Genomic DNA, 23,140 nt, shown 5'->3' with positions numbered 1-23,140 from the left:
AAACCTTCTGAGGTTCATGATGGCGCAGATGGCGTACAGCCTGAAAGGCGTGGAACCTTATCAGATGAGTTTTAAGCAGTCCGCACTGTATCTGAGAAGTCATCTGAGCCTGCTACCGGGCATCTCAGGGGGAAAAATACCGCGGATAATGGAAGAGATAATGGCGATGGCGCCAGGGCTGGTGCTGCCGGAAAGAAGAGTGCGGCATTACCCAAGGGCGGTAAAAAAGAAGCCGCAACGTTATCCGCTGCGGCCTCCATTAAGATCTTAACTGACAAGCATTACGTCATGATGACGGCATTTTTTTGGCTTCAATAACGGCAGATCGCCATAAATGGCGAGCTGACCCTTTTGCTGGGCAGGCAATCATTATCCCCACCCTTTACAGGCTGCGCATTGATGCGCACCGAAACCGAATGACGCTTAACGCTGCAATTCGTCCAGCGCAGGCGCATCCAGATGCGACACATCGCCTGCCGTCTCGACCACCCAACCTGCAGCCAGCCACGCGCTATGTTGATGATCCACGCGTGAAATCGAGCAGTTGCGCAGGCGCAAACGGCGCTCAGCGTGCGCCGGCAATCCCAATAGCGTACTCACTAACACGCCTAACGCCATACCGTGACTGACAATCAACGGACGGCTGCCCGCTGGCAGTTCGAGCAACGCGTTCAGTGCTTCGTGCATGCGTGTCGCCATCTCCAGCATCGATTCACCGCCAGGGATGCGGCCGTCTTGGGTGCCATCCACCAGCGTTTTACGCCAGCTCTCCTCTTCCGGCGTTAAGCCATCAAGGGGGCGCTGTTCGAGACAGCCCATATTCAGCTCACGCAAACGTGCATCAACCGTGACCGTACAACCGCAGGCATCCGCGATGATCTCGGCGGTGCGGCGCGTGCGGCCTAAATCGCTGGCAATCACATGGGTGATGCCCTGCGATTTCATCCGTTCGCCCACTTGTTGGGCCTGTTGCTCACCTTTTTCCGTCAGCGGACTGTCGGATTGACCTTGAATGCGTCGGGCCGCATTCCATACCGTTTCGCCGTGACGAACAAGATAGACCTGTAGCATGCTTAATTTCCGTTATACTGCGACAAATTTGCCTTGAGGGTTCAAACAATTATGTACCACGTTGTCGCAGCCACCATCAACCCGGCAAAAATCCGCGCGATTGCTCAGGCGTTCAACGACGTCTTTGGTGAAGGATCCTGCCATATTGAAGGGGTCGAGGTCGAGAGCGGCGTTGCCGCACAGCCGTTAAGCGATGTCGAAACGCGAACTGGCGCACGTACCCGCGTGGCAAATGCGCGTTTGCAGCGTCCTGAATCTGACTACTGGGTCGCGATTGAGGCCGGTATCGAAGGCGATTGTGCCTTTGCATGGATGGTGATTGAAAACGCCCAGCAGCGCGGCGAATCGCGCTCTGCCAGCTTCACCTTGCCGCCGATTGTCATGGCGGGCTTAGCCGCCGGACACGAACTCGGTCACGAAATGGCGCGCTTAACTGGCGTTGATAATATTAAGCAGAAAGGCGGCGCTATCGGTGCGTTTACCAACGGTCTGTTGAGCCGCTCCAGCGTTTACCACCAGGCGCTGATACTGGCGCTCTGCCCGTTCACCCATCCGCTGTATCAGCAGTAATTAATGGCGGCCTAAGCGCGCTTCCAGCCAGCGTTTCAGCTCGGGAGGCGCTTCTTTCAGACTGTTAGATCCACGCGTGATGGTGGCGATACCGACGCCCAGCTCATTCTTCAGCTCGCGCTGGCTCATGTCGCCGTTCATCAGCTCTTCAATAATGCGCAGGCGCGTGCCAAACGCTTCACGTTCATCGGGCGTCATCATCAGTTGCAGCAACGGCAACGACACACCGTCCGCGAAAGCGTTCTGCATCAAATCGATAAAACGCAGCCAGTTATCTTCAACAGGCTGAGCCGCATCCGGCTGGGAAGAAAGAGGTTGGCTCATGAAGGGCTTCCGTACTCATTAGCGAGTACGGAAGCATAGCACAGCTAGTAACGGCGATTCCACTCGCCATCGGCGAGAATCTTATCCGGCTTGCCCATGAAGTAACGGTAGTAGGCGTCATACGCCAGCACGTTTTTCACGTAGCCGCGTGTTTCTGAGAACGGAATGGTTTCGATAAACGCCACTGCATCCAGTTTGCCACCGCTGTTATTCAACCAGCTGCGTACCCTGCCCGGCCCGGCATTATAGGCCGCCGAGGAGAAGATGCGGTTCTGATCGAACTGCTGATAGACGTATTCCAGATACTGCGTACCAATCTGAATATTGGTCTGTGGGTCGAGCAACTGGCTGCTGTTCACATAGCCGGGGATGTTGTACATCTTCACGGTATGGCTGGCCGTGGCTGGCATCACCTGCATCAAACCACTGGCACCGACCGGCGAACGCGCTTTCGGATTCCACGCACTCTCCTGGCGGGAGATCGCCATGGCATAGCTCTGCGGAATACCTTTATCGCTGGTGTATTGCTGATACAGATTGCGCCATGCCAGCGGGAAGCGCTCTTTCAGGCTATCCCACATTTTCGCGGTGATAGTGGCCTGCACACTGAGATCCCACCAGTCCTGCTCGTTGGCGTAACGCGCCAGCATCTGTTGCTGCGAATGGGTCTTGCTGGAGATCAGATTGGCCCACTCACTGCGCGCCAGGTTATCCAGCCCCCAATACATCAGCTCACGCACGCGCGCCAGTTCAGGCCCCTGCACCACCGAGCTGTCTGCCGCCGGAGCCTGATCGATCTGCAACGGATATTCCACGCCGAGACGTTGCGCCGCCACCATTGGGTAGAAACCACGAGCCTGCATCAGCTTACGCAGAATCTCATCGGCTTCTTCTTTGCGCCCCTGAGAAATCAGCAGATCGGCTTGCCAGTATTGCCACTCATCTTTCTCTTTGGCTTCAACCGGTAAACGCGCGATCCAGGTGTTCAGTCCACGACGATCGTTCTGACTGAGCGCCAGACGCACGCGACGCTCCACCAGCGCGGTGGATTCACTGTTCATCACCACTGCATCACGCCAGCGCGCCTGCTCGGAGGTCAGATCCGCGCCCATCATACGCCACACAACAGTTTCCTTCAGATCCTGCTCTTCCGCCTGGCTCATTTTCTGCGCCTGCACCAGCTGCGGGATCATCATGCGCGCATTATCCATGTCTTCACGCGCCACGCGGGCAAAGGCATAGCTGGTGGCCATGCGGGTGAAATCGGTCGGACCGAGGCTGCTGGCAAACGTGGTCACGGTCTGCGGATTTTGCTGCAACGCAATCAGCGCGCTGGAAGTGGTTTGATAATCCGCCGGAAGCATTTTGGCCAGATAATTCACCAGACTGTCGTTGCCGGCTTTCATCGCCAGGCGAATACGTTCGAGAATGGTGATCGGCGACATCTGTCCGGAGGCTTGCCACACCGAGAACAGCTGATCGCAGTCATTCGGTAACGCGGAACCGCGCAGCCAGATCGATTTCGCGCCATCAAACGCCACCTGCTGCTGGCCGGTAGCCCACTTGGCGTAATACCAGTTACAGCGCGCCTGCACCGGTTTGGGCTCATCCGGGCTAAAGCTCAGCACACCCTGCCAGTCCTGACGATGTGCCAGCACGTTGACGAAGCGTGTCGAGAGTGAACGCGCCGGTGGCAGCGTTGGATATTGCTGAATGAAATTCTTCACCGCCAGCGGCGTCTCTTGATCGAGATCCTGCGCCAGCAAACGGTATTGCAGATACGGATAGAGCGGATAATCCTGCAGCGTTGGCATCAGCTGCGAGACCTGGTCCATTTGATTGTTATCCCAGGCTTGTTTGATTTGCGCATAGCGCTGTCTTTGTTGATCCAGCGAGTCGGCCCACACGCTGCTGGCCGTGCTGACCAGACAGATCCCTATCATCCAGTTACGCCACTTCTCCACTCTGCTCTCCTCTCTGCTGCGATCCAGCTCATGCCAGACTTAACTCATGCTAACCAGGCCAACGGTCTCTTGCCATGTTCTTCACAAAATTTACGCAGGCGCACCGTGATTGCACACCGTCTGCGCTGTGACTGTGCAAATTACCATCACAAAATCTTATGTCATATCAATTAGCTACAGCTATTCATTTACTTACAAAAATGGCACGCGCTTTGCTCTGTTGAATTCCATCTTGTATACCAGTTGGAATTCACTCATGGCAGCAACCTTCGGATACACGCTTCAGGATTGGCAACACCGCTATCAGCAGGACCCACAGTGCATCAGCACCTTGTTGGCAGCACACCTCGACGCCATCGACCAGCAGGATAACGCCTGGCTGTATGTCGCTTCGCCCGCACAACTGCAGGCGCAAATTGAACCCTTGCTGGCCAGTTACTTGCGCAATCCCGCTGCACTGCCGCTGTTTGGCGTGCCGTTTGCGGTGAAAGACAATATCGATGTGGCAGGCTGGCCGACCAGTGCCGCCTGTCCGGCCTTAACCTATACGGCTGAAACTGATGCCTTTGTGGTCGCACAGCTTAAAGCGGCCGGTGCGGTGGTGATCGGCAAAACCAACCTCGACCAATACGCCACTGGGTTAGTCGGCACGCGTTCTCCGTTCGGTGCGGTAAGCAACACCTTTAACCCCGAGTATGTTAGCGGTGGTTCCAGCTCCGGTTCTGCTTCGGTGCTGGCGCGCGGCTTGGTGGGCTTCTCGCTGGGCACCGATACCGCCGGTTCCGGTCGCGTCCCGGCAGGTTTTAACAACATCGTCGGCCTGAAACCCACCAAAGGCTGGTTCTCGGCCAGCGGCGTAGTGCCTGCTTGCCGTTTGAATGACACCATCTCCGTCTTCGCTCTGACGGTGGAAGATGCCTTCACCGTTGCCACCGCCGCAGGCGGTTACGATGCGGGAGATGCTTACTCGCGCAGCAACCCGTGCACTGCACCTGCCAGCTTTAAGGCTCAGCCTGATTTCGCCATTCCCGCCTCGCCAGAATTCTTTGGTGATAAGCAGGCGGAAGCCGCGTGGTTGAGTGCGCTGGAACAACTGCAAGGGGGCGGTGCTACGCTGCATCCTATCGACTTCAGCGTGTTCCACCAACTGGCGGAACAACTCTATTACGGCCCGTGGGTCGCCGAGCGCACGGTCGCTGTCGGCGAAATGATCAACCGCCCGGAAGAGATGGATCCGGTGGTGTACGGCATTGTCAGCAGCGGCCTGAAATACAGCGCCGTTGAAGCTTATCAGGCGGAATACCTGCGTGCCGAACTGACGCGTCAAATCCAGCAAACCCTGGCGCAGTTCGATGCGCTCGTGGTGCCGACTTCGCCGACCATTCACACGCTGGAAGAGATGAAACAGGAGCCGGTGCGCTACAACTCGCAGTTCGGCACTTACACCAACTTCACCAATCTTGCTGACCTCAGTGCGCTGGCACTGCCTGGCCCGTTCCGCGCCGATGGCCTGCCTGCGGGCATCACACTGATTGCGTCTGCGTGGCAGGATCGCGCGCTGGCAGGCTTCGGCATTCAGTGGCAGCAGCAGATGGCGCTGACGTTAGGCGCCACCGGCAAAGCTCAGCCCGCTCAATACACCGCCTTCCCGGTTTCTGCCGATCACGTACGCGTGGCAGTGGTTGGTGCGCACCTCACCGGCATGCCGCTGAATTTCCAGCTCACCACCCGCGATGCGGTGTTGGTGGAAGAGACGCAAACCGCCAGCAACTACCGTCTGTTTGCCCTGCTCGATGGCCCGATCAAGAAGCCCGGTCTGCTACGTGGCGACATCGGTGCGGCGATCACGGTGGAACTGTGGGATATCCCACTCGCGCGCTTTGGCGAATTCGTGGCGGAAATCCCGGCACCGCTCGGCATTGGATCTCTGACGCTGGCTGATGGTCGCGTGGTGAAAGGCTTTATCTGTGAACCGGCGGTGCTGTCGCAGGCGCTGGAAATTACCGAATTTGGCGGCTGGCGCAACTGGCTGGCCTCTCAGGGGAGTAAATAACCATGTTCAGCACCGTCCTGATCGCTAACCGTGGCGAAATCGCCTGCCGTGCGATTCGCACCCTCAAGCGCCTCGGCGTGAAAAGCGTCGCCGTTTACTCCGATGCCGACCGTAACGCGCGCCATGTCAAAGAAGCCGATGTGGCGATTGCCCTCGGCGGTGACAAAGCCAGCGACAGCTATTTGCGCATCGATAAAATTCTGGCTGCTGCTAAAGAGACCGGCGCAGAAGCCATCTGGCCGGGCTATGGTTTCCTCTCCGAAAGCCTGCCGTTTGCCGCCGCCTGTGAAGAGGCGGGGATTGCATTTGTTGGTCCGACGGCGCAGCAGATTGGCGAGTTTGGCCTGAAGCACCGCGCGCGTGAACTGGCGGCTAGCGCAGGTGTGCCGATGACGCCTGGCACACCGCTGCTCAACTCGCTGGAAGAGGCGCTCAGCGCGGCAGAAAACATCGGTTATCCGGTGATGCTAAAAAGCACGGCGGGCGGCGGCGGTATTGGCTTAACCCGCTGTGACGACGCCGATGCGCTGCGCAATGCGTGGGAAAGTGTGCGTCGTCTCGGCGAACAATTCTTCAGTGATGCGGGCGTGTTCCTGGAGCGCTTTATCGACCGCGCGCGCCACGTTGAAGTGCAGATTTTTGGTGACGGCAGCGGCAAAGTGATTGCCCTCGGTGAGCGTGACTGCTCATTACAGCGTCGTAACCAGAAAGTGGTGGAAGAGACCCCGGCACCGAACCTGCCGCAGGCGACGCGTGAGGCGCTGCTCTCATCGGCCGTGCGTCTGGGCGAGTTAGTGAGCTATCGCAGCGCCGGTACCGTGGAATACATCTACGACGCCGCACAGGATGCGTTCTATTTCCTCGAAGTGAACACCCGCTTGCAGGTGGAGCATCCGGTGACGGAGTGTGTGACCGGGCTCGATCTGGTGGAGTGCATGCTGCAAGTCGCCGCCGGTGATGCCATCGACTGGGCGCGACTGCAGCAGGCCCCCAAAGGCGCATCGATTGAAGTGCGTATCTATGCTGAAGATCCACTGAAAAACTTCCAGCCAAGTCCCGGCACCCTGACCGGCGTCAGTTTCCCGGATGGCGTGCGCGTCGATGGCTGGATCGATACCGGCACCGAAGTCTCAGCATTTTACGATCCGATGATTGCCAAACTGATTGTTCACGCCGACACGCGTGAAGCGGCGCTGGCAAAAATGCAGCAGGCGCTGGATGCCACGCAGCTGCACGGCATCGCCACCAACCTCGATTATCTGCGCCAGATTGTGGCCACCGAAGCGTTCAGCAGCGGCAAAGTCTGGACGCGTTTCCTCGACAGTTTTACGCCGTCTGCCAGCGTGATTGAAGTGCTGCAACCCGGCACCTTCAGCAGCATTCAGGATTTCCCTGGCCGCCTCGGCTATTGGGATATTGGCGTGCCACCTTCAGGCCCGATGGATGACTTCGCTTTCCGCCTCGCAAACCGCATTGTCGGCAACCACGACAGCGCCGCCGGGCTGGAGTTTACTTTGCAAGGCCCGACACTGCGTTTCCACAGCGACGCAGTCATTGCCCTGACCGGCGCAGATTGCCCGGCAGAACTGGATGGCGCAAGCCTCGATTACTGGCAACCAATCAGTGTAAAAGCAGGCCAGACGCTGACGTTAGGCCGTGCGCAAAGCGGTTGCCGCACCTATTTAGCGGTGCGCAACGGCTTCGATGTGCCGGAATATCTGGGCAGCCGTTCTACCTTCTCACTCGGCCAGTTTGGCGGTCATGCCGGACGAACCCTGCGCATCGCCGATATGCTGCCGATCTCCCAGCCGCTGCTGGCCGCCTGTACCACGCCCGCGCCAGTCAGTGAGCCGCAAGCACTGGACCACGCGCTGGTGCCGCATTACGGCACCGAGTGGCGCATCGGCGTGCTGTACGGCCCACACGGCGCACCGGATTTCTTCACTCAGGCGGCTATCGACGAGTTCTTCGCCAGCGACTGGCAGGTGCACTACAACTCCAACCGCCTCGGTGTGCGTTTAGTCGGACCGAAACCGACCTGGACGCGCGCCAACGGCGGCGAAGCCGGGCTGCACCCGTCCAACGTGCACGACTGCGAATACGCAATTGGCGCGGTGAACTTTACCGGTGACTTCCCGGTGATCCTGACCCATGACGGCCCGAGCCTCGGCGGCTTCGTCTGTCCGGTGACGATTGCCAAAGCGGAGCTGTGGAAAGTCGGTCAGGTAAAACCGGGCGACCGCATTCGCTTCCACCCGATCAGCGCTGATGAAGCGGTGGCGCTGGAGAAAGCCCAGGCGCACAGCGTGGAAACTCTGCGCAGCACTCATGCGCCAGCCTTTGAGGTTCCCTCACTGGCGGCCAGTAACATCGGCTCTGCGACCTTGCTGGCCGCACTGCCCGCCACAGACACCACGCCTGCTGCCGTGTATCGCCAGGCCGGGGATAAATATGTGCTGATTGAGTACGGCGACAACGTGCTGGATCTGGCGCTGCGTCTGCGTGTGCACCTGCTGATGAATGCGCTGCATGAACGTGCAGTGCCCGGCGTCGAAGAGCTATCACCCGGCGTTCGCTCACTGCAGGTGCGCTATGACAGCCTGATCCTCAGCCAGAAACAGCTGATGAATCTGCTGCTGGAACTGGAAGCCGGACTCGGTGATGTCAGCCAGCTGAAAGTGCCTTCGCGCATCGTCTGGATGCCAATGGCATTTGAAGACAGCGCCACGCTCGGTGCGGTTGAGCGTTATCAGGAAACCGTGCGCGCTACTGCGCCATGGCTGCCGAACAACGTTGATTTTATTCAGCGCATCAACGGGCTGGAGAGTCGTGAAGCGGTACGCGACACCATTTTCGATGCCAGCTATTTGATCCTCGGCCTGGGCGATGTCTATCTGGGCGCGCCGTGTGCAGTACCGATCGATCCGCGCCATCGCCTGCTCAGTTCCAAATACAGCCCGGCACGTACCTTTACCGCCGAAGGCACGGTCGGTATTGGCGGCATGTACATGTGCATCTACGGCATGGATTCACCCGGTGGCTATCAGCTGGTGGGCCGCACGCTGCCAATCTGGAACAAATTCCTCAAAAACGACCAGTTCGCGGCGGATGAGCCATGGCTGCTGCACTTCTTCGATCAGGTGCGCTTCTATCCGGTGACCGAAGATGAACTCACGCAACTGCGCGATGACTTCCGCGAAGGCCGCGCCACGGTACGCATCGAAGAGACGCTGTTTGATTTCGCTGCCCACCAGCAATTCCTCGCTGAACACGCCGACTCGATTGCCGACTTCCGTCAGCGCCAGTCAGCTGCCTTCGAACAGGAAGTGACGCTGTGGGCACAGGAAGAGCAGAACGCGCCGCTGACCAGTGAAGAGACGCTGATGGCCCCGGAAGCCGACGAAGATGCGCTAGCGGTCTGTGCCGATATGAACGGCAACATCTGGAAAGTGCTGGTGCAGCCAGGTGACGCGGTGGAAGCCGGTCAGACGCTGATCATCGTCGAAGCCATGAAAATGGAACTGGCGATTGTCGCGCCGCAGGCCGGCACGGTGAAACGCATTGCCTGTCAGGCAGGACGTCCGGTGAGTCCGGGCGACACTCTGCTGTGGCTGGAATAAGGAACTCGTATGCATCAAAGCCCACGCAGCAAAGGCCGCCCGGAAGCGCTGGCGGAGAAGGTTTATCAGGCATTGAAACAGGACATTTTTGAGTTTCGTTTAATGCCCGGTGACCGCTTTAGCGAAAACGAAATCGCCGATCGGCTCGACGTGAGCCGCACGCCGGTACGTCAGGCGCTGTTTTGGCTGGAGCGCGAGGGCTATGTCGAAGTGTGGTTCCGCAGCGGCTGGCAGGTGAAGCCGTTCGACTTCGAATACTTCGAAGAGCTGTACGACTTCCGCACCGTGCTGGAGCGCGAGGCAGTGCGCCGCCTGTGCGCGCTGCCGCCGCTGGCCTGTGCGGAAATCCTGAACGAACTGAAAGGTTTCTGGATCGATGCGCCACGCCTGGAGGATGGCAAAGCGGTGTCGGCGCACGACGAAGCCTTTCATATGGCGCTGGTAGCCGCCGCGGGCAATCAGGAGATGGCACGCATCCACGCCGAACTGACCGAAAAGATCCGCATCATCCGTCGTCTCGACTTTACCCGTGACGACCGGGTAGATGCGACATACCGCGAACACGCTCAGATTTTACGGGCGATTTTCCAGCAACAAACCGAGGAGGCACAACGCATTTTAACCGACCACATTGCCGTCAGTAAGGCAGAGGTCAGAAAGATCACATTGCATATGTTACAGCAGGCCCGGCTTCAACCCATTGAATAAAAACACTAACACATTTAGAGGGTTAACGATGAAAAGACGTTCGTTGCTAAAAGCTTTTGCGCTCTCCGCCACCGTGGCCAGTTTGGGCTTTACCTTTGGTGCCCAGGCCGCTGATACCATCAAAGTCGGCATCATGTCGTCGCTTTCCGGCACCATGGCGATCTCCGAGACGCCGCTGAAAGACGTGGCCCTGATGACCATTGATGAAATCAACGCCAAAGGCGGCGTGCTGGGCAAAAAGCTGGAACCGGTGGTGGTCGATCCGGCGTCTAACTGGCCGCTGTTCGCGGAGAAAGCGCGCCAGCTGTTGACGCAAGACAAAGTCGCGGCGGTGTTCGGATGCTGGACCTCGGTCTCACGTAAGTCAGTGCTGCCGGTGTTTGAAGAGCTAAACGGCCTGCTGTTCTATCCGGTGCAGTACGAAGGCGAAGAGATGTCGCCAAACGTGTTCTACACCGGTGCGGCACCCAACCAGCAGGCGATTCCGGCGGTGGAATACCTGATGAGCGAAGACGGCGGCAGCGCCAAACGCTTCTTCCTGCTGGGTACCGATTACGTCTACCCGCGTACCACTAACAAGATTCTGCGCGCCTTCCTGCACACCAAAGGCATTCAGGATAAAGACATCGAAGAGGTCTATACGCCGTTTGGCTACAGCGACTATCAGACCATCGTTTCTAACATCAAGAAGTTCTCTGCCGGTGGCGAAACGGCCGTGATCTCCACCATCAACGGTGACTCCAACGTGCCGTTCTACAAAGAGCTGGCTAACCAGGGCATTAAAGCCACGGATATTCCGGTGATCGCCTTCTCTGTCGGGGAGGAAGAGTTGCGCGGCATTGATACCAAACCGCTGGTCGGTCAGTTAGCCGCGTGGAACTACTTCGAATCGGTTGATAACCCAACTAACGCGAAATTCGTGGCGGATTACCGTGCTTATGCCAAAGCGCACAACCTGCCGAACGCAGGCACCGTGGTCACCAATGACCCGATGGAAGCGACTTATGTCGGCATCCATATGTGGGCGCAGGCGGTAGAAAAAGCGGGTACCACCGATGTGGACAAAGTGCGTGCGGCGATGGCCGGACAGACCTTTAAAGCGCCGGACGGCTTCACGCTGACCATGGATAAAACCAACCACCATCTGCACAAGCCCGTGATGATCGGCGAAGTGGAAGAGAACGGTCAGTTCAACGTGGTGTGGCAGACCGATAAGCCAATCCGCGCTCAGCCCTGGAGCCCGTACATCGCCGGTAATGATAAGAAGCCGGATTATCCGGTGAAATCGACGAAGTAATACGCAAAATGCGCGCTGATGCCCGATCTGGCTCTGTAATGGAGCCAGGGCAAAGGCATCAGCCGCCTGCGGATCTTCTCTGGCAAAGTATGGGAGAGGATGCCGAATGTGATTAACAGCGTTCTTTGCTGGATCGGTCCCCTCTCTCGCTTACGGGAGAGGGTTAGGGTGAGGTCATCAACCGCCCCCAAGCCCAACGACATACAGGATCATCATCATGACAATCCGCCGTTATCTTTGCTGTCTGCTGCTGCTCCTGCCGTGGCTCGCCCAGGCGGGCGATGGCGCTGATTTCGCCGCTGCCAGCCGCACTGATCAGGCCAACCTGCTGCAACAGTGGGCGGCCGCACCGCAGGCCAGCCGCTTGCCGCTGCTACAGGCACTGCGCAACGAAAGCATGGTCATCGACCAGAACAAACAGCCGTTCAGCAAGCAGGATGACAAACTCATCCCGCTGGACAGCGCACAACAGCCGACGGGTGACACCAAAAAGCTGTTTATGAACAACCGGCTGCGCGTGTTAATCGCCAGCGCCCTCGCCGCCCACCAGCTGGTGAGCGAGGATCCCGCGATTCGCCTGCGTGCCGCCCAACAGTTGCAAAACGACGGTGCCGCCGATCAGTTGCCGCTGATCGAACAGCGTCTCGCCGTGGAAAAAGACACTCAGGTTCACGCCGTGCTCGTCATGGCCGCCGCCAATCTGCAACTTGCCAGCCCGGATGCCCGCGTGCGCCTCAAAGCCGTCACGCTGCTCGGTGAGTCCAGCGACCCAAATATGCAGGCCAGCCTCAATCGCTTAACGCAGGCCAGCAACGAACCCGATGCGCAGGTGCGCGCCGCGGCCACGGAGAGCCTGCAACAAATCAAACATCGCCTGATGTGGGGCGATCTCTTCGGTCAGGCGTTTACCGGCCTGTCACTCGGCTCGATCCTGCTGCTAGCCGCGCTGGGTCTGGCGATCACTTACGGCCTGCTTGGCGTGATCAACATGGCGCACGGTGAGATGCTGATGCTCGGTGCGTACGCCACCTGGTTTGTACAAAACCTGTTCCAACAGTTCGCACCGCAGTGGCTGGCGTGGTATCCGCTGCTGGCGCTGCCTGTGGCATTCCTGATCACCGCGAGCATTGGCATGCTGCTGGAGCGCACCATCATTCGTCATTTATACGGCCGCCCGCTGGAAACCCTGCTCGCCACCTGGGGCATCAGTCTGATGCTGATCCAACTGGTGCGTATGCTGTTTGGCGCACAGAACCTGGAAGTGGCTAACCCAGGCTGGCTGTCTGGCGGCTGGCAAGTGTTGCCTAACCTGGTGCTGCCGTACAACCGTATTGCGGTGATCCTGTTTGTGTTTGCGGTACTCGGCCTGACCTGGCTGCTGCTCAATAAAACGCGTCTGGGCCTGAGCGTGCGCGCCGTGACGCAAAATCGCGCGATGGCCGATTGCTGCGGCGTGCCAACCGGACGCATCGATATGCTGGCGTTTGGTCTGGGCTCTGGCATTGCTGGACTGGGTGGCGTGGCGCTGTCGCAGCTCGGCAACGTCGGCCCGGAACTGGGACAGGGTTACATCATCGACTCTTTCCTGGTGGTGGTGCTTGGCGGCGTGGGGCAGCTGGCGGGCACCGTGGTAGCGGCCTTCGGCCTGGGCATCCTTAACAAAGTGCTGGAACCGCAGATTGGTGCGGTGCTGGGTAAAATCCTCATCCTCGTGCTGATCGTACTGTTCATTCAGAAACGTCCACAGGGCCTGTTTGCCTTCAAAGGGAGGGTAATAGACTGATGAGCCAACCCCTGACGTTAACGCTGACGCGCAAAGCGCCGCGCCTCAGTATCAGCCTCGGCATCGTGATCTCCTTGCTGCTGCTGGTGCTGCCGTTCTGCGCCCTATTACCCGCCACGCATCCGCTGGCGATCTCCACTTACACGCTGACCTTGATCGGCAAAATCCTCTGCTACGCCATCGTCGCGGTAGCGCTGGATCTGGTATGGGGCTATGCCGGATTGCTGTCTCTTGGACACGGTCTGTTCTTCGCATTAGGCGGCTATGCGATGGGCATGTACCTGATGCGCCAGGCATCGGGCGAGGGCTTACCGGCGTTTATGTCGTTCCTGTCGTGGAACGAGCTGCCGTGGTTCTGGGCCGGCACGCAACATTTTGCCTGGGCGCTGTGTCTGATCATGCTGGTGCCGGGTTTGCTGGCGCTGGTGTTCGGCTACTTCGCCTTCCGCTCAAAAATCAAAGGCGTTTACTTCTCGATCATGACGCAGGCGCTGACCTATGCCGGCATGCTGCTGTTCTTCCGTAATGAAACTGGCTTTGGCGGTAACAACGGTTTTACCGGCTTCACCACCCTGCTCGGCTTTAACGTCACCGCCACCGGCACGCGCATTGGATTGTTCGTCGCCACCGTGCTGCTGTTGTTAATCAGCCTTGGCATTGGCTTCGCACTGGCGCGCAGTAAGTTTGGGCGGGTGTTGACGGCGGTACGCGATGCCGAAAACCGCCTGATGTTCGTCGGTTACGACCCTAAAGGCTTCAAGCTGTTTGTCTGGACGCTGTCGGCGGTGTTGTGTGGTCTTGCGGGCGCGCTGTATGTGCCGCAGGTCGGCATTATCAATCCCAGTGAAATGTCGCCGACCAACTCGATTGAGGCGGCTATCTGGGTGGCACTCGGCGGGCGCGGCACCTTAATTGGCCCGCTGTTAGGGGCCGCGATTGTGAACGGGGCCAAGAGCTGGTTTACCGTGGCCTTCCCGGAATATTGGCTGTTCTTCCTCGGCCTGATGTTTATCCTCGTCACGCTGTTCCTGCCGCGTGGTGTGATTGGCCTGCTGCGCCGGAGGCGTGATGACTGAGCAACTGTTTACCCAACCCCATCCCGCCGATCGCCATCGCGATCAGAGCGATCCGGTGCTGCAACTGGAGAAGATCAACGTCTCATTTGATGGCTTCCGCGCGCTCACCGATCTGTCGCTGAAGATCGGCGTCGGTGAACTGCGCTGTGTGATCGGCCCCAACGGCGCGGGCAAAACCACGCTGATGGACGTGATCACCGGCAAAACGCGTCCCGATAACGGGCAGGTGATCTATGACCAGGATACCGATCTCACCCGCATGTCGTCGGTGGAGATCGCCCGGGCCGGCATTGGCCGCAAGTTCCAGAAACCCACGGTTTTTGAAGCGCTCACCGTATTCGAAAATCTGGAAATCGCGCTGAAAAACGATAAGTCGGTGTGGGCTAGTTTGCGTGCACGGCTTAACGGCGAACAGCAGGATCGCATCGATGAGGTGCTAAAACTGCTGCGGCTGAGCGGTGAGCGCCAGCGCAAAGCGGGCTTGTTGTCGCACGGTCAGAAGCAGTTTCTTGAAATCGGCATGTTGTTAGTGCAGGACCCGCATCTGCTACTGCTCGACGAACCCGCGGCAGGTATGACCGACGCGGAAACCGAGTACACCGCCGAGCTGTTCCGCAGTCTGGCAGGCAAGCATTCGCTGATGGTGGTGGAACACGACATGGGTTTTGTCGAGACGATTGCCGATCACGTCACGGTACTGCATCAGGGCCAGGTGCTGGCAGAGGGATCGTTACGCGAAGTGCAGGCGAATGATCGGGTCATCGACGTTTATCTGGGGCGCTAAGATGCTGCAAGTATCCGAACTGAATCAATATTATGGCGGCAGCCATATTCTGCGCGGTCTTTCGTTTGAGACGAAACCGGGCGAAATTACCTGCCTGCTGGGCCGCAACGGCGTGGGTAAAACCACGCTGCTGAAATGCCTGATGGGGCTGATCCCGGCGAAATCCGGTGAGATTCGCTGGCAGGATAAGGTGATCAACAGCCGTGAGCCGCATCAGCGTGTGCAAGCGGGTATTGCTTATGTGCCGCAGGGCCGCGAAATTTTCCCGCGCCTGACGGTGGAGGAGAATCTGCTGATGGGGCTGGCACGCTTCTCGGGATCGCAGTCCAAATCCGTGCCCGAGGAGATTTACCAGCTGTTCCCGGTGCTGCGCGAAATGAAGGCCCGACGCGGCGGCGATCTGTCCGGTGGGCAACAGCAGCAACTGGCGATCGGTCGTGCGCTGGCTTGCAAGCCACAGCTGTTGATCCTTGATGAGCCGACCGAAGGGATCCAGCCGTCGGTGATCAAGGAGATTGGTGCAGTGATCCGTCAGTTGGCCCAGCGTGGTGATATGGCGATCCTGCTGGTGGAGCAGTTTTACGATTTCGCCGCCGAGCTGGCCGATCAGTATCTGGTGATGTCGCGCGGTGAGATCGTGCAACGCGGCGCGGGATCCAATATGGAAGCAGAAGGCGTGCGCGGATTAGTGGCGATTTAACTTTTAACTGCAGAGTGCACGAAAAGGGCGCCATTGATGGCGCCCTACGACTCAATACCTATTGGTGTAACGGCGTAGTTTGTTGCGAGACCTTACTAAACCGGCTTCGACTCCAACTGGAATACGCTGATATTCTCCACCAGCGAGCCGACCTGCTGATTCAGCGCGCGTGCCGATTGGGCGGACTGCTGCGACAGCGTGGCGTTCTGCTGGGTGGCGGCATCCATATGCGTCACCGCCAGGTTCACCTGCTCAATACCCACGCTCTGCTCCGCGCTAGCGGATGAGATGTTCTCCATCAGCTCGCACAGCTGCTTCACGCTCTCGACAATCTCATGCATCGACGATCCCGCGCCTTTCACCAGCGTGTTGCCCTGCGCAATCAAACTCACTGAACGATCGGTCAGACCACGAATATCACGCGCTGCGGAAGCGGAGCGCTGTGCCAGCGCACGCACTTCCGACGCTACCACCGCAAAGCCACGCCCATCATTCCCAGCGCGTGCCGCTTCGACTGCGGCATTGAGTGCCAGAATATTGGTCTGGAACGCGATGCCATCAATCACCGTCACGATCTCGTTGATCTCACGCGAGAACTGGTGGATCTCGCCCATTGCTACCACCACTTTTTCCACCACCTCGCCGCCCTCGCCGGCGCGCTGGCGGGTATCACGCGCGATATCGCTGGCATGGCGTGCGTTCTCGGCATTGTTTTTCACCACGGAAGTCAGCTGCTCCATTGAAGCTGCGGTCTCTTCCAACGCACTGGCCTGCGCTTCGTTGCGCGCCGACAACTCGCGGCTGCCGTGTGCGACCTGATCGGTGGTATCGGCTATTGCCTCAGTCCCCGAACGCACGCCGGTCACAATACGCGTCAGGTTATGGTTCATATCACGCAGCGCCGCCATCAGCTGTGCGGTTTCATCACGTCCTGAGACCGCAATCCGGGCTCGCAGATCACCTGCCGCCACGGTCTTCGCGACGTTAATTGCCTGCTTCAGCGGACGCGTGATGCTCTGCACCAGCCAGGCCGTAATGCACACACCAACCAGCAAGATACAGCCCATCGCGATCAGCAGCAGCATGCGGGTTTTCTGGTAATGGGCGAGGTTGTTGGCTTCTATCTCCTGATGCATCTGCTGCGCGCGTTTCAGCGTGGCAGCCACCAGATCGTCGATTTGCTGTGTCGGTGCGCGGTCGATACCGGTGACCAGATGGTCAACGCGTGCCGCACTGTTAATATCGCTGATACTGTAGTTTTCCAGCGCCGCCAGATATTTGCTCTCCAGCCCGGCATGCACCGCGCGCGCCTGCTCCACGGGAGCGTCAGGTAACCCCAGCGACGTCTGAATCTGGCTCAGCTTACTCAGCAGCGCCTGCGTTTGCTGGCTCTCTTTCAAAAACGCCTTTTTGTACTTATCGAAGGTCTCCTGCCCTTGGGTGCCGCGCAACAGGGTATTTTTCCACTCCTGTACCTGTATCTTGAACTGCACCTGCGCACTGCGCGCGGTGTCGATGCTGTCGGCAATCAGGACTTCACGTGCCATCACGTCCTGATTGTTTTCCAGCGCCTGCATATTGACTTGCAGTCCGTGCAGTCCCATCAACAATGTGGCGAGCAACAGCAGCGTGGCGAGAAAACCCAGCCGCTGGCCAATTTTAAACTGATTGAGCTTCATAAATCTGAACCCTGGTAAAGAGAGAGGAGAACCAATGTGACGAATGTCGCAGGGGTTATCGTCATACAGGGCAGTTGGCTTTATAGGATTGGCAAGGATATTGCGTGACAGTTTCGTGAATAGCGAAGCGGTAAAAATTGAGGCGGCACAAGGGCCGCCAGTGATTACAGAATGCCGGTCTCGACGCTGAAATGTCGCTTCTCGCCGGGAACCAGCTCAATCAGCGTGCCAGCGCACTGCGCAGCGTTAAATCCCTCCGGCCGACAGGTGGAAGGCAGCACGTAAGCCGCCACCTGCTGATCGTGATTGTGCAGCAGCCAGCGTGTGGCGTGTGGGAACTGTCGGCTATCGAAGCGCGTCATCAAGGCATAACCTTCCGGGGCATGCAGTTCGAACTGCACCTCGTTGCCGTATTGCGGCAGATTATCGGCAAAAAACACGATTTCCGGATCGCACATCTCCGGCTGATCCAACTGCTGCAATGCCTGTGGATCGCGCGCCAGCTGATCGGTATAGGTGGTCCACTGCGGCGTCGGTTTCACATGCGCCGGGATCGAGGTGCGCAGCTTGAAAGCATCCTGAGGGATCGACTGCTTAAAGCGACCATTGGCCAGCCAGGCACTGTTCAGATGGCACATGTACTGCAGCGGCATCGGCGCGCCCGCCAGATTGGTGACGTTCATCTCAATCTGCAAGCGCGGCGCGTTAGCGTGCAACCGCACCGCTGGAGAAGCCAGATAGTGATGACCAAAACCTTTCACATATTCGGTTTCCCCTTCCAGAGAAACGCGATCTTGCTCCAGCACCATCCACGCGCTGTCCATACGCGCGCAGGCCATCTCACCGTGCAGCGGATGGTCATCATCCGGAGCCGGACAGCCGTTCGCCAGCAATCCAGAGTGGAAGGCAAAACAGCCGTAAGTATCGATTATCGAACTGCCTGGCAGCGGCTGCTTAAAGCTGTGCCCCATGGTGAGGGAATGGCCATCGAAGGTCGCATCCCACACCATTTGACCGTAAAACGGCAGCACAATTACCTTGCCGCGCTGGTTGCTGATACGCACAGCTTCGACACCCGCCGGATAGCGAAACAACTCGACGTGGAAATAGTCATTGTGCAACAGCGTGCTGGGCGTTTCATGAAACTGCTCACGACGCAGCGGTAAACGGGTTTTCATGGCATCTCCTCAACCAGACGACCTGCCTGCATCGCCTGATTTTTATGGCGCAGTTCGCCCCAGAAATAGAAACCCACCCACGCAAAGCACAGCAGCGACACACCAAACGCCAGTTGCATCGATCCGAGATGATCAGAGGCGAATCCCTGTATAGCCGGGATAAACGCCGCACCCACAATCGACATCACAATAAACGCGCCTGCCACTTCGGTGTACTTGTTATCCACTGTGGCTAACGTGCCTGCATAGATAGTGGCCCAGCAGGGCCCAAACAGCACGCTGACAAACACTGCCGCGTAAACAGCGGTAAAGTTTGGCACAAACATCACCCACGCGAGGGTGATCACGCCGAGTACCGAGTAGGCAATCAGCACTTTTTCCGCACGGAAGCGCGTCATCAGGAAGTTGGCGACAAACTTGCCGATAAAGAAACAGATAAAGCTGTAAATCATAAAGTTAGAGGCGTGACGTTCGTTCGTTGCCCCCAGCGTCAATGCCAGACGGATGGTGAAGGACCACACCGCCACCTGCATCCCGACATAGAGGAATTGCGCTACGATGCCACGTTTGAAGTGACGATTACCCGCCAGATAGCGGAAGGTTTCACCCAGCGAGGGCAATGACTTCTCACTGGATTCCGGCTTGCAACGTGGATAGCGGGTGAACAGAAACAGCAACATCACCACCACTAACACCATCACCAGATATTTGTAGGGTTCCAGCGTGTGCTCCAGCATGCTAAGACGGAAAGCGTGGGCCTGCTCAGCGTTCATGCCCGCCATCTGCGCATGCAGGCTTTCCCCATCCTGAAACACCAGATATTTACCCAACACGATGCCCATCAGCGCACCAATCGGATAGAACGTCTGGCTGATGTTAAGACGGAGCGTGGCGTGATCGCGGTGACCAATCATCGAGCTATAGGTGTTGGCAGCGGTTTCGAGGAAGCTGAGGCCAATGGCGATGGCGAAGATCGCCGCGAGGAACATGGTGTAAGTCGCCATATGTGACGCCGGATAGAACAGCACGCAACCGACGATATACAGCACCAATCCCATCAATATCGCCAGCTTGTAAGTGGCTTTGCGGATCACCAACGAGGCGGGAATCGCGATCAGGAAGTAGCCACCGTAAAAGGCACTCTGCACCAGCGCACTGGCAAAATCGCTCAACGCAAATACGCTTTTGAATTGCGTAATCAGGATATCGTTTAAGCTCGCGGCACAACCCCACAATGGGAACAGGCACGAGAGCAAAATAAACTGAAACAGTGGCGTCTTATTCAGATAGCCGTCAGATTGCTGAACAATGTTCTGTTGCATGACTCGACCTCAGTTTAGGTTGAGAAAACGCTGGAAGGTTTCCGCGTCCGGGTAGGAACGTTGCGTGCCGCGTCCAGTGACGCTGCAGGCGGCATAGGCCGAGGCTTGCGCCATCGCCGTGGGAATATCGCCGGTCTTCACCAGCGTGTGCGCAAAGCAGCCGATAAAGGCATCACCGGCACCGCTGGTGTCCACCGCCTTCACTGACGTTGGCGCGACCTGATGCAGCGTGTCGCCCGCCATCCACAGTGAACCGCGCGCCCCCAAGGTGATAATCAGGTTTTTGAGGCCGCGCTTGAGCAGCGTCTGGCCTGCACGGATCACTTCATCATCGGTGCCGACCGGCATGCCGGTGAGGATCTCCAGTTCGGTTTCGTTAGGCATAAAAAAGTCGCACTTGCAGGCGTAATCGATATCGAGATTCGCCACTGCCGGCGCCGGGTTGAGGATCACTTTGATGTCGTGCTGACGGGCAAAATCAATCGTGTAATAGACGGTTTCCAGCGGGATTTCGAGTTGCAGGATAATCAGTTGGCACGCTTTCAGCCCCTCGGCCGCCGCATCAATATCGGCCGGTTTGAGCTGCTGGTTGGCGCCTTTGATGATCAGAATGCGGTTCTGCGATTGATCATCAACAAAGATCGGCGCCACGCCGCTGGAAGTGCCCGGCGCGGTGGTGACAAATTGGGTATCGACGCCCTGCTGTTTCAGGTTCGCCACCGTGTTGGGCGCAAACAGATCGTCACCCACTTTGCTCACCATCATCACGCTGCCGCCCATTTTCGCCGCGGCCACCGCCTGGTTTGCGCCTTTGCCACCACAGCCGATGGCGAAATCAGGCGCTTCCAGCGTTTCGCCCGCTTTCGGCATCTGATTGGTGTAGGTAATGAGGTCCACCATATTTGACCCAATAACCGCGATATCCATTGTTTACTCCCCGGTGAATTTTTAGCATTTAAATGTTATTTAAATCACACTAGCAGGTATACAAAGTGATCGATGTGACAAAATTCACATCCTGAGCAGCGTATGAAAACGATTTATCTGACAAAAAGGCCAGCACCAATGTTATTATTTTAACAAAACAACATCAGCGCTGTTGACGCTTTCAGCGCGGTGTGGGAAGTTTGCGGGGCGATTTCATTACAGGTAAGATTGAAAAACTGCCGGCTAGATAAGTCGCAAATCATTAAAATATGAGAGATTTACCTTGGTTTGTCGGTGGCGCTTCTCTCGCGCCGACGGGTAAAACTTTTCCCCTCAGGATAGCCATAACACAGAGATGCTCATGGAAACCCGGCGCGAAGAACGTATTCACAAGCTGGCGCAAGCACTGAAGCGCACCGATAAGCTGCACCTGAAAGATGCGGCGCAACTGTTGGGCGTCTCAGAGATGACTATTCGTCGCGATCTGACTGAGCCAGCTTCGACGGTGGTCCTGCTCGGGGGCTACATTGTCAGCGATCCGAAAAGCCATGTCGGGCACTATTTCGTCTCCGACCAGCACGGGCAAAACGCCGCACGCAAACAGCGCCTGGCGCAGGCCGCAGCCAGTTTGATCAGCGAAAATGACACGGTGTTTTTCGACTGTGGCACCACTCTGCCTTATATCGTGGATGCAATTCCGGACACGCTGGCGTTCACCGCGATTTGCTGCGCCATGAATACCTTCCTCGCGCTGAAAGAGAAACCCGCCTGTAATGTGATATTGAGTGGCGGCGAGTTTCATGCCGATAACGCGCTGTTTACGCCGATTGGCGCGCACTCGATCCTCGACGATCTCTGCCCGACGCTGGCCTTTATCTCAGCCGCGGGGATCGATCCGGAACAGGGCGCAACCTGCTACAACATCAATGAGCTAGCGATGAAACATCACGCCATGCTGCGTTCGCGCACGCGCGTGTTAGTGGCGGACAGCAGCAAATTTGGCAAAGTGCTGCCCGCGCGCATTGGCGAGCTACGCCGTTTTGATTTACTGGTGAGTGACAGCGCGCCAGAACCGGCGCTGAAGAGCTGGCTGGCGCAACAGAACATCCCGCTGCGCCTGCCTTAAATTTATGCCTTGCGATCGATCACCGCGTCGCCGTCGCGCAGACGGCGCAAGTTATCGCAGATCCCTTTGATAATTCCCTTCATTGAGACATCGGTGACGCCGCCAATGTGTGGCGTCGCGATCACGTTATAGCGGAACACCGGATCTTGTGGATCGGGTGGTTCCTGCCAGAACACATCCAGCCCGGCTCCAGCCAATTTTTTTGTCTCCAGCGCTGCCAAAAAGGCCTGTTTCTCGATCAGTCCACCGCGTCCCAGGTTGATCAGGAAGCTGTCTGGTTTCATCTGCGCCAGCGCATCGGCATTAATGATGTTATGCGTCGCCACATTGTCAGGCAGACTGAGCACGACAAAATCGGCTTGCTGCAACAGTTCCGGCAGCTGCGCCATATTGCCGACCCAGTCGAGTTGATGTTGACGCGCAAAAGCTTCATCCGCTTCACGTTTTACCCCGATCATGCGCATACCAAACGGAGCAAGTCGCTTCGCCAAAGCTTTGCCGATGCCGCCCAGCCCCACCAGTCCCACGGTTTTGCCCATCAGGCCTAAGCCAATGGGTTGACCCAGTCTCTGCTGCGCCAGGCAATCGGCGATCTCATGCTGGCGACGTGCCAGGCCAATCATCATCCAGATCCCCAATTCCGCCACCGAATCGGCATTACCGGAATGGTCGGAGGGAACATTCGCCACCATAATGCCGGCCTTTTTGGCCGCTTCAAGATCGACACCTTCCAGCCCGACCCCCGCCTGCTGCACCAGCTTCAGGCGATCGGCCGTGGCGATCAGTCGGGCATCCACCCGGCACATACCAGGAATTAGCGCATCAAAACCGGCCAGACTCTCCGCCGCATGGCCCGCCGAGGCAATAAACTCCATATCCGGTAACGTCTGACGAATGGCCGGAATTAATCCGCCCCAGGCATGTTCATCTGCAGCAATCAGCACTTTCATCGAACCCC

At 57.7% G+C, this 23,140-nt stretch carries 18 protein-coding genes and 1 pseudogene; 11 read left to right on the top strand and 8 right to left on the bottom strand.

The genetic code is table 11. From position 1 onward, the window contains the following. Positions 1-271 (top strand): annotated as a pseudogene (locus FD744_RS25610) (IS4 family transposase); the annotation flags it as partial. Positions 272-423: 152 nt separating this feature from the next. On the opposite strand, the gene gpmB reads toward FD744_RS25610, so the two are convergent. After that, positions 424-1,071, bottom strand: a complete 648-nt coding sequence (gpmB, locus tag FD744_RS14475; protein WP_160868562.1) for a 2,3-diphosphoglycerate-dependent phosphoglycerate mutase GpmB — start codon at positions 1,069-1,071, stop codon at positions 424-426. Between the two features lie 51 nt (positions 1,072-1,122). Between gpmB and yjjX the strand changes: the two genes are divergently transcribed. Continuing rightward, positions 1,123-1,641, top strand: coding sequence for an inosine/xanthosine triphosphatase (gene yjjX / locus FD744_RS14470; RefSeq protein WP_160833988.1), 519 nt, complete (start codon positions 1,123-1,125; stop codon positions 1,639-1,641). On the opposite strand, the gene trpR is transcribed toward yjjX, so the two are convergent. Together trpR and sltY are read right to left on the bottom strand one after the other, a co-directional pair. Then, positions 1,642-1,965: a trp operon repressor gene (trpR, locus tag FD744_RS14465; RefSeq protein WP_038649187.1), complete on the bottom strand. Its 324-nt coding sequence runs from the start codon at positions 1,963-1,965 to the stop codon at positions 1,642-1,644. It lies immediately after the preceding gene. A gap of 44 nt (positions 1,966-2,009) precedes the next feature. Next, positions 2,010-3,929: a murein transglycosylase gene (gene sltY, locus FD744_RS14460; protein WP_160868561.1), complete on the bottom strand. Its 1,920-nt coding sequence runs from the start codon at positions 3,927-3,929 to the stop codon at positions 2,010-2,012. Positions 3,930-4,185: 256 nt separating this feature from the next. On the opposite strand from sltY, the gene atzF reads away from it, so the two are divergent. The 8 genes from atzF (at position 4,186) to urtE (ending at position 15,950) form a co-directional block, all read left to right on the top strand. Continuing rightward, positions 4,186-5,982 (top strand): allophanate hydrolase, encoded by a 1,797-nt coding sequence (atzF, locus tag FD744_RS14455; RefSeq protein ID WP_160868560.1) that lies wholly within the window; start codon positions 4,186-4,188, stop codon positions 5,980-5,982. Between the two features lie 2 nt (positions 5,983-5,984). Further along, positions 5,985-9,602, top strand: a complete 3,618-nt coding sequence (uca, locus tag FD744_RS14450) for an urea carboxylase (protein WP_160868559.1) — start codon at positions 5,985-5,987, stop codon at positions 9,600-9,602. Positions 9,603-9,611: 9 nt separating this feature from the next. Then, a complete protein-coding gene (locus FD744_RS14445; protein WP_034826206.1) occupies positions 9,612-10,310 on the top strand; it encodes a GntR family transcriptional regulator in 699 nt (232 codons plus the stop codon). Positions 10,311-10,338: 28 nt separating this feature from the next. Further along, positions 10,339-11,607, top strand: a complete 1,269-nt coding sequence (gene urtA, locus FD744_RS14440) for an urea ABC transporter substrate-binding protein (RefSeq protein ID WP_160868558.1) — start codon at positions 10,339-10,341, stop codon at positions 11,605-11,607. Positions 11,608-11,824: 217 nt separating this feature from the next. Then, a complete protein-coding gene (gene urtB / locus FD744_RS14435; RefSeq protein ID WP_160868557.1) occupies positions 11,825-13,390 on the top strand; it encodes an urea ABC transporter permease subunit UrtB in 1,566 nt (521 codons plus the stop codon). Next, the gene (gene urtC, locus FD744_RS14430; protein WP_160868556.1) at positions 13,390-14,466 is read left to right on the top strand and encodes an urea ABC transporter permease subunit UrtC; all 1,077 of its coding nucleotides are present in this window, start codon (positions 13,390-13,392) and stop codon (positions 14,464-14,466) included. The genes urtB and urtC overlap by 1 nt, the downstream gene beginning before the upstream one ends. Next, positions 14,459-15,250 (top strand): urea ABC transporter ATP-binding protein UrtD, encoded by a 792-nt coding sequence (gene urtD, locus FD744_RS14425; protein ID WP_034826215.1) that lies wholly within the window; start codon positions 14,459-14,461, stop codon positions 15,248-15,250. Before urtC ends, urtD begins: the two co-directional genes overlap by 8 nt. Position 15,251: 1 nt before the next feature. After that, positions 15,252-15,950: an urea ABC transporter ATP-binding subunit UrtE gene (urtE, locus tag FD744_RS14420; protein WP_160868555.1), complete on the top strand. Its 699-nt coding sequence runs from the start codon at positions 15,252-15,254 to the stop codon at positions 15,948-15,950. Positions 15,951-16,045: 95 nt separating this feature from the next. On the opposite strand, the gene FD744_RS14415 is transcribed toward urtE, so the two are convergent. The 4 genes from FD744_RS14415 to rbsK all read right to left on the bottom strand — a co-directional run bounded on the left by FD744_RS14415 (position 16,046) and on the right by rbsK (position 21,056). Next, the gene (locus tag FD744_RS14415; protein ID WP_160868554.1) at positions 16,046-17,629 is read right to left on the bottom strand and encodes a methyl-accepting chemotaxis protein; all 1,584 of its coding nucleotides are present in this window, start codon (positions 17,627-17,629) and stop codon (positions 16,046-16,048) included. 164 nt (positions 17,630-17,793) lie between these two features. Next, positions 17,794-18,807 (bottom strand): aldose 1-epimerase family protein, encoded by a 1,014-nt coding sequence (locus tag FD744_RS14410; protein WP_160868553.1) that lies wholly within the window; start codon positions 18,805-18,807, stop codon positions 17,794-17,796. Next, positions 18,804-20,129: an L-fucose:H+ symporter permease gene (gene fucP, locus FD744_RS14405; protein WP_160868552.1), complete on the bottom strand. Its 1,326-nt coding sequence runs from the start codon at positions 20,127-20,129 to the stop codon at positions 18,804-18,806. Before fucP ends, FD744_RS14410 begins: the two co-directional genes overlap by 4 nt. A gap of 9 nt (positions 20,130-20,138) precedes the next feature. Next, positions 20,139-21,056, bottom strand: coding sequence for a ribokinase (gene rbsK / locus FD744_RS14400; RefSeq protein WP_160868551.1), 918 nt, complete (start codon positions 21,054-21,056; stop codon positions 20,139-20,141). A gap of 361 nt (positions 21,057-21,417) precedes the next feature. Here rbsK and deoR point away from each other — a divergent pair, with 361 nt between their 5' ends. Next, entirely contained in the window at positions 21,418-22,182 is a 765-nt protein-coding gene (deoR, locus tag FD744_RS14395; protein ID WP_160868550.1) for a DNA-binding transcriptional repressor DeoR, read from the top strand. Between the two features lie 2 nt (positions 22,183-22,184). On the opposite strand, the gene FD744_RS14390 is transcribed toward deoR, so the two are convergent. Continuing rightward, positions 22,185-23,132 carry a 2-hydroxyacid dehydrogenase gene (locus FD744_RS14390; RefSeq protein WP_160868549.1) on the bottom strand — a complete coding sequence of 316 codons (948 nt, stop codon included), beginning with the start codon at positions 23,130-23,132 and terminating at the stop codon, positions 22,185-22,187. Between the last annotated feature and the right edge of the window lie 8 nt (positions 23,133-23,140).

Origin of the sequence: Pantoea sp. Taur (genome assembly GCF_009830025.1) — a bacterium.
Lineage (GTDB): Bacteria > Pseudomonadota > Gammaproteobacteria > Enterobacterales > Enterobacteriaceae > Pantoea > Pantoea communis.
Note: the sequence above shows the minus strand (reverse complement) of the source record. Positions and strands in the feature narration are given on the sequence as shown.

Coding starts and splice junctions, on each gene's coding strand:
- gpmB (WP_160868562.1), bottom strand. CDS start 1,071: ATGCTACAGGTCTATCTTGTTCGTCACGGCGAAACGGTATGGAATGCG.
- yjjX (WP_160833988.1), top strand. CDS start 1,123: ATGTACCACGTTGTCGCAGCCACCATCAACCCGGCAAAAATCCGCGCG.
- trpR (WP_038649187.1), bottom strand. CDS start 1,965: ATGAGCCAACCTCTTTCTTCCCAGCCGGATGCGGCTCAGCCTGTTGAA.
- atzF (WP_160868560.1), top strand. CDS start 4,186: ATGGCAGCAACCTTCGGATACACGCTTCAGGATTGGCAACACCGCTAT.
- uca (WP_160868559.1), top strand. CDS start 5,985: ATGTTCAGCACCGTCCTGATCGCTAACCGTGGCGAAATCGCCTGCCGT.
- FD744_RS14445 (WP_034826206.1), top strand. CDS start 9,612: ATGCATCAAAGCCCACGCAGCAAAGGCCGCCCGGAAGCGCTGGCGGAG.
- urtA (WP_160868558.1), top strand. CDS start 10,339: ATGAAAAGACGTTCGTTGCTAAAAGCTTTTGCGCTCTCCGCCACCGTG.
- urtB (WP_160868557.1), top strand. CDS start 11,825: ATGACAATCCGCCGTTATCTTTGCTGTCTGCTGCTGCTCCTGCCGTGG.
- urtC (WP_160868556.1), top strand. CDS start 13,390: ATGAGCCAACCCCTGACGTTAACGCTGACGCGCAAAGCGCCGCGCCTC.
- urtD (WP_034826215.1), top strand. CDS start 14,459: ATGACTGAGCAACTGTTTACCCAACCCCATCCCGCCGATCGCCATCGC.
- urtE (WP_160868555.1), top strand. CDS start 15,252: ATGCTGCAAGTATCCGAACTGAATCAATATTATGGCGGCAGCCATATT.
- FD744_RS14415 (WP_160868554.1), bottom strand. CDS start 17,629: ATGAAGCTCAATCAGTTTAAAATTGGCCAGCGGCTGGGTTTTCTCGCC.
- FD744_RS14410 (WP_160868553.1), bottom strand. CDS start 18,807: ATGAAAACCCGTTTACCGCTGCGTCGTGAGCAGTTTCATGAAACGCCC.
- fucP (WP_160868552.1), bottom strand. CDS start 20,129: ATGCAACAGAACATTGTTCAGCAATCTGACGGCTATCTGAATAAGACG.
- rbsK (WP_160868551.1), bottom strand. CDS start 21,056: ATGGATATCGCGGTTATTGGGTCAAATATGGTGGACCTCATTACCTAC.
- deoR (WP_160868550.1), top strand. CDS start 21,418: ATGGAAACCCGGCGCGAAGAACGTATTCACAAGCTGGCGCAAGCACTG.
- FD744_RS14390 (WP_160868549.1), bottom strand. CDS start 23,132: ATGAAAGTGCTGATTGCTGCAGATGAACATGCCTGGGGCGGATTAATT.